Below are 12,864 nucleotides of genomic sequence, written 5' to 3'. Positions count from 1 at the left end.
GGCGGCGAAGGGGCGTTAAGCTAACAGAAAGGCCCTTCGGACGGCACACGTCCGCGCGAGGATTCAGCATGAGTCAGCACAAACCCGGCAAGACCGACGAACAATGGCGGGAAAGCCTGAGCCCGGAGCAATACGCCGTATGCCGTTGTTCGGCGACGGAGCCGCCTTTCAGCGGCAAGTGGTACCGGCATAAAGAGCCCGGTACCTATATTTGCGCGGCTTGCAGGGCGCAGTTGTTCGCCTCCGAAGCCAAATACGACTCCGGTTCCGGCTGGCCAAGTTTTTTCCAGCCGATGACGCGTGCGGCGGTCAGCCTGTTGCAGGACGAGAGCCATGGCATGCATCGCACGGAAGTGCGATGTGCACAGTGCGAGTCGCATCTTGGGCACGTCTTTCCGGACGGCCCCAAGCCCACCGGTATGCGCTACTGCATCAACTCGCTGGCGCTGGACTTCGTGCCAGCGAAATGAGCCTGCGCAGCGTAGGGGTCAATCGATAAGCGCAGCTACATGTGCGCTTACGCTGGCCGCCAAAGCCGCCAGGTCGTAGCCGCCCTCAAGCGTAGACACCAGTCGGCCTCCGGCGTGCATTCTGGCCACATCGACCAGGCGCTCCGTGATCCAGGCGTAATCCTCGGTCTGCAGGCGTATGTCGGCCAAGGGGTCGTTTCGATGGGCGTCGAAACCGGCTGAAACCAGCACCAGCTGCGGCTTGAACGCATGTAATCGCGGCAACAGCGCGCCATCCCACAATTCACGGAATTCGTAAGAACCATCGCCCGGCGACAAGGGGGCGTTGACGATATTGCCCGCACCATGTTCCCCCGCGCTTCCCGTTCCCGGATAGAGCGGCGACTGATGGCTGGAAATAAACAGCACACGCGGTTCGCGCTGAAAAATGTCCTGAGTACCGTTGCCGTGATGGACATCGAAATCGGCGATCGCTACCCGCTTCAAGCCGTGGGAAGTCAGGGCGTGTGCAGCGGCGACCGCGATATTGTTGAACAAGCAAAAGCCCATCGCCGTGTCGGGCGTCGCGTGGTGGCCGGGCGGCCGTACCGCGCAGAACGCGCGCGTCGCCGCACCCTGCATCACAGCGTCAACGGCGGCAACCAGCGCGCCGGCCGCACGCAGGCCGGCCTCGGCGGAGGCTGGCGACATCAAGGTGTCTTCGTCCAGACGCACCGTGCCTGAATCGGGCAAGGTGCTAAGAATCCGGTCGACATGGGCCGCTGTGTGTACTCGCAGCAGCTGTTCGCGTGTTGCCCGTGGCGCTTCGATCCGGTCCAGCACCGCAAAGCGATCCTGGTCCAGCGCTTGCAGCACGGCACGCAAGCGGGCCGGCGATTCGGCATGCCCCGGACCCGGGTCATGCTGCAGGCAAACGGCATGAGTGTAGAGCTGCAGCATGACGTGGCAGATCAGGCGTTGGGTTTGCGGCGACGCTCGTGTTCCCAGAGCACCTCGCCGTGTCCGCTGGAGCGGGCCAGCACGCGGCACAGCACGAACAGCAGATCCGATAACCGGTTGAGGTAATGATGGGTCTGCGGTCGGATGGGTTCCACGCGCCCTAGCGCAATGACCTCCCGTTCGGCCCGACGGCACACCGTACGCGCCAGATGGCAGCAGGACGCCGCCATACCGCCGCCGGGCAGGATGAAATCCTTCAGCGGCGGCAGCGGTTCGTTGAAGCCGTCGAGCGATTGTTCGAGCCGGGTGATATCGGCATCGTCGATCATCGCCATGCCGGGAATGCACAACTCGCCGCCGAGGTCGAACAGCTCGTGCTGCACCTGCGTCAGGGTCTCTCGCACCGCGTCATCGACACCGTCGCAGGCCAACACCATGCCTACGGTGCTATTGAGCTCGTCGACCGTACCGTAAGCGGCAACGCGCAGAGAATCCTTCGCCACTCGCGAACCGTCGCCAAGGCCGGTGCTGCCGTCGTCGCCGGTGCGGGTATAGATCTTGGAAAGTCGGTTGCCCACGGTTAGTGCTGGGTCTGTCCGCGATGCTGGGCCAACCGCGCCACTTGCACAGCCAACACATGCAGCACCGCGCCAAGCCCAACGTATAACGCCGTGGTCTGCAGGAACGGCAGGTACCAGTCGCCAAGATTTTCGAACCAGGCCGCGAAGCTGCGGGGCGCCGGTACGTTGGCGCTAATCCAGTAGAAGCTACCGTTGGAGATCAGGTAGCACAGGCTTTCGCTAACCAGCAGCGCGACCACGGCGAGCGCCAGGGTGGACAGGCGCAGGCCGACCTGATGTTTCGCCAGCCAGCTACCGCCCAGCCACAACGCGCCATAAGACGGAATCAGGAACCAGTAGCCCGCCGAAACGCAGTAATGACTCCAGAAGTCGATGCCCAGATGGGTGATCACCACATAGTCGATCAGTACGGCTTCGGCCATCAGCAGCGGGAACGCCCACCGGGCCGCGCCGCGCAGCCAGAACCCGGCGAGGAAGAACACTCCCCAGCTCGCATCGGGCAAGGCATCGAAATGATGCAGGGTGGAGTGATGTATACGGGTCGCCGCCATCACCAAGGCAAGCGCGGCAAAAATGCCAAAGCGCTGGGTCTGCGTCATCGCCATGAAGAACTCCGTGAATAGACAGGCGGCCAGAGAAGACGCCCAGTTTAGCCCAATGCGACTGCATAGAGACCCTAGGCGCGCATTCAACGCGTATTATTTCGTGCATGAATGCCTCTCCTCCCTTTGCCGCCCATGGCAACGTACTGATCGTCGGTGGCGGCCTGGTCGGCGCCAGCCTCGCCATTGCGCTGGATGCAGCCGGTTGCCACGTCACTCTGGTCGAAGCGGCTGCACCGCGCACGGACGCCCAACCCAGTTACGACGAGCGCAATCTTGCACTGGCACGTGCCACGGTGAATGGATTGGTTGCCATTGGCGTCTGGCCGCTGGTTGCTGCGCAGGCCACGCCGATCCGCCACATCCATGTCAGCCGCGCCGGCGAGTTCGGAAGCGCGCGGCTGGATGCGGCGCGCCATGGCGTCGACGCGCTCGGCTGGACCTTGCCTGCGCGCGAGCTGGGTGCTGCGCTGCTGCGGCGACTGGATGATTGCAAGCGGCTCGTGCGACTTGCGCCGGCCAGCCTCACCGATCTTGAGAAACACGCCGACGGCTGGCGTGCGCAGATCACGACCGAACAGGGTCACCAGCACATCGATGCCGCCTTGCTGGTGGGCGCCGACGGCACCGAATCGTTCGTGCGTACCCAATTGGGCATCGAAGCCGACACGCACAATTACGCGCAAACCTTGTTCGTCTGCACCGTGACGCCAGAGCGCGATCCGGCGAACCGTGCCTGGGAGCGTTTTTCAGACGAAGGACCGATCGCCATGCTTCCGCTGGCCGAACGGCGTTGCGGACTCGTACTTACCGTCCCGTCGGCATCCGCCACCGAGGTCGCGGCCATGGATGACGCTCAGTTCATCGCACTGGCGCAGCAACGCTTCGGTTGGCGGTTGGGGCGGCTAAGCCGGCCCGGCAAGCGTCATCCGTATGCGATTCGACGCGTGGCCGCGCGCCAACTGACTGCCGCACGCTCCGTACTGGTCGGCAATGCAGCGCAGACGGTGCACCCGATCGGCGCGCAAGGCTTCAACCTCGGCTTGCGCGATGCATTGACGCTCGCCGAACTGGTGCAGGATGCAGCCGATCCCGGTTCGCCGGCATTGCTGGACCGCTATGCCATGCAACGTGCTCCCGATCGCGAAGGCACCATGGCCATGAGCCACGACCTGGTGCGTTTCGCTTGTATGCCGCAACCGTGGCTTGCGCCCTTGCGTTCGCTTGCGTTGCTGGCCTACGACCGCGTGCCGCCGCTGCAGCAAGCCTTAGCGCGACGTGGCATGGGTTTTCGCGGCGAACCGCCGCGCGCCGTCCTGGAGCGCTTGTCATGAGGTCCGCACCAGCCAACCTTCGGCGCGGTCCAGCACTGGATATTGCCGTAGTGGGCGGCGGCATGGTGGGTGCCGCCGCAGCCCTTGCGCTGAGCCGAGCTGGCTTCAGCACGGCCCTGCTGGAGGCGCGACCGCCAACGCCGTGGAGCCCCACGGACGAGGTAGACCCGCGTGTCGTGGGATTGGCGCCGTCATCGATAGCCTTGCTCGATGAGCTGGACGTCTGGACGTCCATTCGCGATGCACGCGCCTGTCCCTATGCGCACATGCACGTATGGGATGCCGAGAACGGTGCGGCGATCGATTTCGATGCCGCCGATGAGGGCCGCGATCTGCTCGGCTACATCGTCGAGAACAATCTGGTGCAGTGGACGCTTTGGCAGTCGATCGAGGCCGCTGGCGTGCGCCGCATGTGTCCTGCCACCGTCAAGGATTTCGACACGCGATCCGACCGCATTGCGCTGGAACTGGCCGATGGCGACAGCGTGTCGGTGCGTTTGCTGATCGCTACCGATGGCGCCGGTTCGCCACTACGCGAGCTCGCCGGCATCGCCACACACGGGCGCGACTACGCGCAACGTGCCGTGGTGGCGCACGTCACCACCGAGCGCGCGCATGCCCATACCGCTTGGCAGCGCTTTCTTCCCACCGGGCCGCTGGCGTTGCTGCCGCTGGCGGACGGACGAAGCTCGGTCGTGTGGTCGCTGCCCGAAGCCGAGGCACGCCGCGTGCACGCGTTGGATGACCAGGCGTTCCTCCATGAACTGGGTGTCGCCAGCGATTTCCGGCTAGGACGGATAACGGCCAGCACCCCACGCGCCGCGTTTCCGTTGAAACTGCAGCTTGCCGACACTTACCAGGCCGAGCGTTTTGTCCTGCTCGGCGATGCCGCACACACCGTGCATCCGCTGGCCGGGCAAGGTGTGAATCTCGGTCTGCGGGATGTGGTCGAGTTGCGCGATACGCTCGTCGTCGCGCGCGACGCGGGGCGCGACTTCGCTGCCGCGCACGTGTTGCGGCGTTACGCACGCCGTCGGCTCAGCGCGGATACGCTGGATGCCTATGGTTTCGATGCCCTGGCGCGCATCTATGCCTGGCAGGCGTCGCCGCTGGTGGCCATGCGCGGTCTGGGCGTGCGCGTACTCGATCGCCTGGTGCCGCTGAAACGGCGCATTGCCGCGCACGCCGCCGGGCTTTGATTGCTTCATTCTCATCCGCCCTCGTGGCGGATTTTGTTTCATAGCCAAGCAGAGGAATCACGCCATGCGCTTCGTTCGACTGGGTTGTCTCGCCTTACTGGCCGGCTTCAGCTTCGCCGCACAGGCAAAGATGGTTCATCGTCCCGTGGAATGGACCTTGGATGGCACGCACTTCAAAAGCGTGCTGGTGTACGACGACGCGGTCAGCGCCAAGCGCCCAGGCTTGGTGATGGTGCCGAACTGGTACGGCGTGAACGACGCTGCCGTGCAGAAAGCCGAAATGATCGCGGGCAAGGACTACGTCATCCTGCTCACCGACATGTACGGCGAGAACGTACGGCCGCAACCCGGCCATGCGGACCAGGCGCAGGCAGCGACCAAGTCGCTTTATAGCGACCGCACGTTGATGAGAAAGCGCATCAACGCAGCCCTTGCGCAATTGAAAGCGCAGGCAGGAACGGCACCCATCGATACCACTAAGCTGGCGGCCATCGGTTTCTGCTTTGGCGGCACGGCGGTGCTCGACCTGGCGCGCAGCGGTGCTGATGTTGCGGCCATCGTGTCCTTTCATGGCGGGTTGACGACCGACGATCCGACACTATCCAAGAACATCAAGGCGCGGGTGCTGGTGATGAATGGCGCCGACGACAAAGGCACCATGCCGGACGCCGATAAATTCATGGACGAAATGCGTGCCAGCCCAGCCGACTGGCAATTCGTCGTGCTGGGTAACGCCGTGCACTGCTTCACCGAAGTCGGCGAGAACTCGCAAGGCTGCAAATACGATGCGCGCGCTGCTACTCGCAGTTATCGTCTGATGCACGACTGGTTGCACGCCGCTTTCAGCGGCACGCCTTAAGCCTTAGATTTTTCTCCCTCTCCCCGTAGGGGAGGGGGAGCCATCAAAATGTTCGCTGCACCGAATAATCGGCCAACGTCGCTAAGGCATCGCGATAAGAAGATGCGGGGAGCGCCACGAGTGCATCGCGCGCGGCGTGGGCATGCCGGAGCGCGCAGTCACGGGTACGCTCAATGGCACCGGATTCACGGATCGCAGCAAGAATGTGATCGAGCGAATCCAGCCCACCGTGCTCAATCGCATGCCGCAACTCGCGAGCCTGCTCCAAACCGACGCGCTGCAGCGCGTAGATCAGCGGCAGCGTGGGCTTACCCTCGGCCAGGTCATCGCCAATGTTCTTGCCCAGCGTGCCGGAGTCGCTGACGTAGTCGAGCAAGTCGTCGGCGATCTGGAAGGCATAACCCAGTTGCATGCCGTAATGGCGCAGCGCCGCGACCTGGGCATCGGGCAGTCCGCCCAGCAAACCACCCAATTCGGTGGCAGCGGCAAAGAGCACGGCAGTCTTGCGCTCGATAACGGCCAAATAGGCCGCTTCGTCCACGTCGGCATTGCCGATGTTGAGCAGCTGCAACACCTCGCCCTCGGCGATGGTGTTGGTGGTGTCGGCCAGGATGCGCATGATGCGCATATCGTCCAGCTCCACCATCAGCTGGAAGGAGCGCGAGTAGAGAAAATCTCCCACCAGCACGCTGGCGGCGTTACCCCATAGCGCATTGGCCGTCTTGCGTCCGCGGCGCAGATCCGACTCGTCCACCACATCGTCATGCAGCAGGGTCGAGGTGTGGATGAACTCGATCACCGCGGCCAGCTTGAGGTGCTTGTCGCCGGTATACCCCGCGGCGCGGGCGGCCAGGGCGTGCAGCATGGGGCGCAGGCGCTTGCCGCCGCCGGCGATGATGTGGTCGGCGATCTGGTTGATCAGCACTACGTCGGAAGCCAGCCGCTGACGGATCAAGGCATCGATGCGCTGCATATCGCCTTCGGCGAGCGCGCGCACGCTTGCGAAGTCGCGCGCGGTATCGATGGTCTGGAGAACGGAGGTGTTCATGCGGCGGGTACTGGACATAGAACCCAGATTATAGGGGCGCTAGCCTGGCCCCGTCCCGGATTTTCGCCCAGCCGCGAACGGCGCAGGAGGGCAGGTTGCCAAGATGCTTCCCGGCATCGGTCCCAGGGCCGTATGTTACGATGCCAAGCCAGTCCGTTACACGGCATCGTTTGAGGTTCTCATGGCACGTGGCATCAATAAAGTCATTCTGGTTGGCAACCTCGGTGCCGATCCCGAGGTCCGTTACACGGGCGGCGGTACCGCGATCGCCAGCCTGAGCATCGCGACCTCCGAGCAGTGGACCGACAAGCAGAGCGGCCAGAAGCAGGAGCGCACCGAGTGGCATCGCGTCAAGCTGTTCGGCCGTCTGGCGGAGATCGCCGGCGAGTACCTCAAAAAGGGTCGCCAGGTGTACATCGAGGGTTCGCTGCGCACTGATAAATACACCGGCAAAGACGGTGTCGAACGTTACTCCACCGACATTATCGCCAACGACCTGCAAATGCTGGGCGGCGGGGCCGAAGGTGGTGGCATGGGCGGTGGCGGTGGTTACCGCGAGCGCTCGCAGGGCGGTGCATCGCGTCAGAGCCAGAGCCAGGCCCAGGGCGGCGACGACTACGGCCATGCGCCGCAGCGTCAATCCGCACCGCCGCCGGAGAGCAACAACAACTTCGACGACGACGATATTCCGTTCTGATCACTGTTTCGGCATTTTTGCCGCATGCCAAAAAAGAGCCCGCGATATCGCGGGCTCTTTTTTTCCCGGCGCCGAAACTCATGGTGCTGTTGACGCCATGCAAGCCGGGGGCACCTGTCCTGCGTCGTCCGATCCTTCACGTTGCAGACAATGCAGCTCGTTGGCGTGAAGCCGAAGAATGCGGCGCAGCTCGATGATCGCTTGCGGCGTTTCCTGCACGTTGTGCCAGGCGGGAACTGCCAGTTCGGAATCGGCGCCGTCGAGATGCGAACTGGCGTATGGCACAACGCCGTCTTCGGATTCTGCCAACGGTCCTTTCGATTTATAGACGCCGACGATGGTGTGGTAGTGCACGTTGGGTGAGATCGGTAGCGTGCTCGACGCCTTGATAAAAGGATCGGCATCGCTGAGGTTGTCGATACTGTTGGGCAGGCGAGCCGGCGCATCAGGAGCGGCGTTCTTGCCTTGGATAGCGTCGGTGATGCCCTTGCCTTCTTCCAACAGCGTGACCGGCAGGCGGATCAGGTCGCCGATCCAGCGCGCCAGCTTCCATCGCGCAACGGGTGTTCCCCGATGTGGTGCTGCGAGAAACACTGCGCGCGTCACCTGTGGCATAGGCTGAAATTGCAGATAAGGCGTGAGGCGCTGACGCAGCTTTTGCTTGGCTGCCTCCGAAAGGCCAGGGCGTGCCTGGACCACGCTCCATAACTTGTCGCCGCTGGAGGACACCAGCAGGCGCGCGATAACGCCACCCATGCTGTGGCCGATCAGCATGATATGGTTGGACGCCACAGCACGTCCTGACGGATCGAAGTGATGCAGCGTGTCGTCGAGGGCGCGACGGATCTGCGCGAGATTGACGGCCACCGGCACATTGGTCGGGTAGTACACCTCCCACACCTGATAGGTGCGGCGTAGCTGGTCGTCGCCCATCACTTCGTTGACCACGTTGATCCATGCTTCCGGGCTGCTCGCCAGCCCATGCAGCATCACGACGGTGAGCCGGTTGGGATCGTAAGGCTGCATCAACAGCACTTGCGGTTTGGTGAGGCCGCCACGCCCTAAGAGCGAACGAAGGGATTCCTGCGCAAAGCCCGAACGTGCCAGCCACACGCCATAGGGAGCGGTGAAATTGGCGGCGAGCGGCACGTTCTGGTTGTCGAGCGTGATCGAACGATCCAGATAGGGATTCTTCGCATACAAGCGAACGTCATGGGTTTCGAGCACGCTGTGCAGCGTGTCGCCTGGAAATTGCAATACTGCCGTGAGCGGTACGTAGTTCGATTCTCGCCATGGCTGATCGGTGTTTACCAGCGGTGCGCCGACAGCGACGAATTCCGAACCAAAGCCGTCGCGACGGTAGATGTTGCGCAGACCACGAAAGTGCAATCCTTCGGCGGGAATCAGTTCTTTCGGAATGTAATCGCCCGAACCAAGATAAACGTCGGTGCTGGGCTTGAGCAGCGTCCAGCCCGCTACCGGCGCGGTGGTCCAATCCGTACCGAGGGTGGGAAGTAGTTTGAAGAAGCTACCGACCGACCGTTGTGCGGCGTAGTTATAAAAATCCAGCACCTGTGATTGCCGCGTCTCGAACGCACGTTCGCCCGGATTGCGTGCGGTATAGAACAGGTATGCGTAGGCGTAGCGGGCCGACTGCAAGTACGCATCCAGCGCCGAATCGTTCGTGGCCTGGTTTTTGCCGGCATGGTCGGCCTGGATGGCGAAGGCCAGCCATAACTCCGCGAGTGCCGAAAGGCGGCGCTCGTCGTCGATGCCGTCGGAGTAAAGCAGGGTATGGGTACAGCGCGGAAAATTTGCTGCGCAATCATCCTGGCTGAGCGCTACGACGTTGAGGGTCTGGATCGTGCTGTCGCTGAGCGTGCGCGTACTCAGTACGTCGCTGCGACGCTGGATGGCATATTCCTTTTGCGCGACATGTCGCACGCCGACGATGTCGCAGGCGGTGACCGGCAGCAAGGTAGTCAGCGCAACGACGCGAAGGATCCAGATTAGCGTGCGGCCTGTCATCGATTCTTCTCGGGCGTGGAAGCGGGATGAACGGTCGTTGCCGTTCTATTATCCATGTATCGGTGGCTCTGAGGAGAGTGGGCGTGATCGTGCGAGGAATTCTCTACGTACTGCTCGTCCTGGTCGTGCTGCTATCGGGTAGCTGGGGTGCCTTGGCCCTGTGGTATCAGGTGCCGGGTGGCATCCTAGTTCGCTGGTTGGTCAGCATCATCTGGGGCCTGATCGTGCTGGCGGCGATCGTGTTCGCCTGGTCGCGGCGCAGCGGCTTGCCCCTCGCCGCTTATGCGCTGGCGTTGATGGTGTTGCTGGCATGGTGGAGCACGATCGCACCGTCGAATCATCGGGACTGGGCCGACGATGTATCGCGCATGTTGACCGGCAACGTTGAGGGCGAGCGCGCAACCCTGTACAACGTGCGCAACTTCAATTGGCGCTCCGATCAGGATTACGACGCTCGCTGGGAAACGCGCAACTACGATCTCGACCAGCTTTCGAACGCCGACGTCATTCTTTCTTCCTGGGGTGTGCCGGGTATTTCACATGCGCTTTTGTCGTTCGGTTTCGCTGACGGCTCGCACGTCGTTTTTTCCGTAGAGATCCGCCGCCGGCGTGGGCAATCGTTTTCGTCCATCGGCGGCTTTTTCAAGCGATACGAACGCACCATCGTCGCTGCGGACGAGCGCGATGTGATCCGCGTGCGCACCAATGTGCGCGGCGAGGACGATCATCTGTATCGGTTGCAGATGAGCAAGCCGGCCATGCGCGAATTGTTTCTGGCCTACGTTAAAGAAGCCAATGAGCTTGCCGCCAAGCCCGCGTTCTACAACACCGCGACGTCCAATTGCGTGACCATCGTGTACGGCATGGCCAAGCAGATCGATCCTGGGTTGCCTTATGACTATCGCTTGTTGCTGACGTCCTATCTACCTGGCTATCTCTACCAGGTCGGTGCACTGGACACAGGCTACCCGCTTGCCGTGCTGACTAAGCAGGGGGACATCACGGCGCGAGCACGAGCCAGCGGGACGAGCGATGATTTTTCGCGTGCCATTCGCACGCCGCCTGAGCCATAGCAGAGCATGAACTCCCTCCCCTGCAAGCAGGGGAGGAGCGTGCCGGATTCACTTCACCGTAAACGTGTTATTGCTCCGATCCACATCCGGAATCAGGTGACGAGGATCGATCGTGACCGACTTCACCGGCTTGTTGCCATCCGCGCGAATCGTATAGCTGCGATGCTGCATCCAGGTTTCTACCGGCAGCCGAATATCCTGCTTGCTGCCATCGGTATAGACCACTTCCAGCGTGGCGGGCATCACCAGTTTGTTTAAATTGGCTACCGTCACCTGTGCACCTTTGCGCCAGTCGCCGTCCACGGCCGTTACCTTCTGTACGGCCATATCCAGCTGCCAGTTGTGCTGGTACCAGCCACGCCAGAACCAACCCAGATCCTCGCCGGTTTCGCTTTCCATGAAGCGGAAGAAGTCCGACGGGCCGGGATGTTTGTACGCCCAGGTTTGAATGTATTTGCGGAACGCCGGATCGAAACGTTCCGGCCCGATGATCTGTTCACGCAGCAAGATCAAGCCATAAGCAGACTTGAAGTAGGTCACTGGGTGACGGTACTTCTCCTGGACTTGATCGGCGCGGCTCAGTAGCGCCGGCGCGTCCGGATCGGTAAGTACTTTGACGATCTCGTCGGCTGGATTGCCGCCACCCGGCGCGTATTCGGGGTCGCGCTTGGGTGCGTATTCGCCGTGATTGAATTGATCGGCTTCGTAGACATCGATGAAGGTGTTGAAGCCCTCGTCCATCCACGCGTTACGCCGTTCGTCGGTGCCTACGATCATCGGGAACCAGGTGTGACCGATCTCGTGCGCGATCAGCGCATGCAGATCGCTGCCTTTTGCTTCTTTCGCGTCGAAGGTGATGCTTGGGTATTCCATGCCGCCGGCCGAACCGGCTTCGTTGATCGCAACGGTGTAGGGGTACGGGTACCACTGTTTGGAGAAGTATTCGGTCGATGCTTTCACGTACTCGGTCGCGCGGCCCCATGCACCGTTGCCGGCGCTTTCCACCGGATAGGCGGATTCGGCCAGCGCGGTTTTGCCATTCGGCAGATTGATGCGTGCGGCGTCCCACACATACGCCTTCGATGCGCCGAACACCGCGTCGCGACTGTTCTGAATACGGAAGTGCCAGGTGAGTGTGCCGCTTTGCTTGGGACGCGTGGCCGGATCGTTCACTTCCTCCGGCGAGCGGATCATTACCGTCGCATCGCTATGACGGGCTTGCTCCAGGCGCTGCAGCTCGGTCTTGGTGAGCACGTCCTGCGGGTTCAACAATTCGCCGGCACCCACCACGATCATGTTCCACGGCACGGTGACCGAATAGTCGTAATCGCCGTATTCGAGGTAGAACTCGTTGTTGAGGTAAGGATCCGTCGTCCAGCCGCGCAGGTCGTCGTACACGCACATGCGCGGGTACCACTGTGCGATCTCGAAAATGTCGCCGTTCTTGCTTGGGTTCACATCGGTGCGACCGCCGAATTCGCCGGGCACCGTGTAGCTGTAGCTGATATGCAACCGCAACTTGCCATCGTGTGCCTTCAGCGGTTGCGGCAGGCGCACCTGCATACGGGTGTCGGAGATAACCCATTCGGCCTTCTGCAATGTGCCGCTGGCGCCTTCTATCGCCACCGATGCGATGTGCTCGCCATCAGTGAATTCAGTGGGAAACGCCTCGTCAGCGAATGCGCCGCGCGCATCCTTGCGATAGCGGTTCTGTTCCACTTGCAACCACAGCACGTCCAGATCATCCGGGCTGTGGTTGGTGTAGGTGATGATTTCCTCGCCAGTGAGCTTGCGCGTGTCCGGATCCAGCGAGGCCTTGATCTGATAGTCGGCATGGTTCTGCCAGAACAACGGGCCCGGCATGCCACTGCTTGCGCGATAGGCGTTGGCGGATTGCGGATAAACGTAGGGTGCAAACGTCTGGAGAGGATCGTAGTTCGATGTCGATGGTGTCTGCGCCGCCATTCCGGCGCTTGAGGCGAGCAGTAGGGCAGCGGCAAGCGGTCGAAGCAGGGTCAGGCGACTCATGGATTT

Annotated in this window: 12 protein-coding genes; 6 read left to right on the top strand and 6 right to left on the bottom strand. The window is 62.1% G+C overall.

All coding sequences use genetic code 11. The features are described from left to right. The first annotated feature begins 68 nt into the window (after positions 1-68). On the top strand, positions 69-470 hold the full coding sequence (gene msrB / locus QQL64_RS11540; protein ID WP_284399472.1) for a peptide-methionine (R)-S-oxide reductase MsrB: 402 nt from the start codon (positions 69-71) through the stop codon (positions 468-470). Positions 471-488: 18 nt separating this feature from the next. Here msrB and QQL64_RS11535 read toward each other — a convergent pair whose 3' ends face one another. Genes QQL64_RS11535 through QQL64_RS11525 form a run of 3 tightly spaced genes read right to left on the bottom strand, consistent with a single transcriptional unit; the run spans position 489 to position 2,595 of the window. Beyond that, positions 489-1,409, bottom strand: a complete 921-nt coding sequence (locus tag QQL64_RS11535; protein ID WP_284399470.1) for a histone deacetylase family protein — start codon at positions 1,407-1,409, stop codon at positions 489-491. Positions 1,410-1,420: 11 nt separating this feature from the next. Continuing rightward, a complete protein-coding gene (locus QQL64_RS11530) occupies positions 1,421-1,987 on the bottom strand; it encodes a cob(I)yrinic acid a,c-diamide adenosyltransferase (RefSeq protein WP_284399467.1) in 567 nt (188 codons plus the stop codon). A 2-nt stretch (positions 1,988-1,989) separates the two neighbouring features. Then, complete coding sequence (locus tag QQL64_RS11525; RefSeq protein ID WP_284399464.1) at positions 1,990-2,595, bottom strand: hypothetical protein; 606 nt, start codon at positions 2,593-2,595, stop codon at positions 1,990-1,992. Positions 2,596-2,699: 104 nt separating this feature from the next. Here QQL64_RS11525 and ubiH point away from each other — a divergent pair, with 104 nt between their 5' ends. From ubiH to QQL64_RS11510, 3 genes are all read left to right on the top strand, one after another. Beyond that, a complete protein-coding gene (gene ubiH / locus QQL64_RS11520; protein ID WP_284399463.1) occupies positions 2,700-3,926 on the top strand; it encodes a 2-octaprenyl-6-methoxyphenyl hydroxylase in 1,227 nt (408 codons plus the stop codon). Next, positions 3,923-5,125, top strand: a complete 1,203-nt coding sequence (locus QQL64_RS11515; protein ID WP_284399460.1) for a UbiH/UbiF/VisC/COQ6 family ubiquinone biosynthesis hydroxylase — start codon at positions 3,923-3,925, stop codon at positions 5,123-5,125. Before ubiH ends, QQL64_RS11515 begins: the two co-directional genes overlap by 4 nt. 64 nt (positions 5,126-5,189) lie before the next feature. Next, on the top strand, positions 5,190-5,984 hold the full coding sequence (locus QQL64_RS11510) for a dienelactone hydrolase family protein (RefSeq protein ID WP_284399457.1): 795 nt from the start codon (positions 5,190-5,192) through the stop codon (positions 5,982-5,984). 43 nt (positions 5,985-6,027) lie between these two features. Here the strand turns inward: QQL64_RS11510 and QQL64_RS11505 are convergent, their stop codons facing one another. Next, a complete protein-coding gene (locus QQL64_RS11505; RefSeq protein WP_284399456.1) occupies positions 6,028-7,032 on the bottom strand; it encodes a polyprenyl synthetase family protein in 1,005 nt (334 codons plus the stop codon). A gap of 181 nt (positions 7,033-7,213) precedes the next feature. On the opposite strand from QQL64_RS11505, the gene ssb reads away from it, so the two are divergent. Next, positions 7,214-7,729 carry a single-stranded DNA-binding protein gene (gene ssb, locus QQL64_RS11500; protein WP_284399454.1) on the top strand — a complete coding sequence of 172 codons (516 nt, stop codon included), beginning with the start codon at positions 7,214-7,216 and terminating at the stop codon, positions 7,727-7,729. A gap of 78 nt (positions 7,730-7,807) precedes the next feature. Here ssb and QQL64_RS11495 read toward each other — a convergent pair whose 3' ends face one another. Next, positions 7,808-9,757, bottom strand: coding sequence for an esterase/lipase family protein (locus QQL64_RS11495; protein WP_284399452.1), 1,950 nt, complete (start codon positions 9,755-9,757; stop codon positions 7,808-7,810). An 83-nt stretch (positions 9,758-9,840) separates the two neighbouring features. Between QQL64_RS11495 and QQL64_RS11490 the strand changes: the two genes are divergently transcribed. Next, positions 9,841-10,830, top strand: coding sequence for an Lnb N-terminal periplasmic domain-containing protein (locus QQL64_RS11490; protein ID WP_284399449.1), 990 nt, complete (start codon positions 9,841-9,843; stop codon positions 10,828-10,830). Positions 10,831-10,878: 48 nt separating this feature from the next. Here the strand turns inward: QQL64_RS11490 and QQL64_RS11485 are convergent, their stop codons facing one another. After that, a complete protein-coding gene (locus QQL64_RS11485; RefSeq protein WP_284399446.1) occupies positions 10,879-12,858 on the bottom strand; it encodes a M1 family metallopeptidase in 1,980 nt (659 codons plus the stop codon). Positions 12,859-12,864 lie beyond the last annotated feature (6 nt).

Source organism: Dyella lipolytica (assembly GCF_030160075.1).
GTDB classification, from domain to species: Bacteria; Pseudomonadota; Gammaproteobacteria; order Xanthomonadales; family Rhodanobacteraceae; genus Dyella_B; species Dyella_B lipolytica.
The sequence above is the reverse complement of the archived record's forward strand: the minus strand, read 5'-3'. Positions and strand labels throughout refer to the sequence as shown.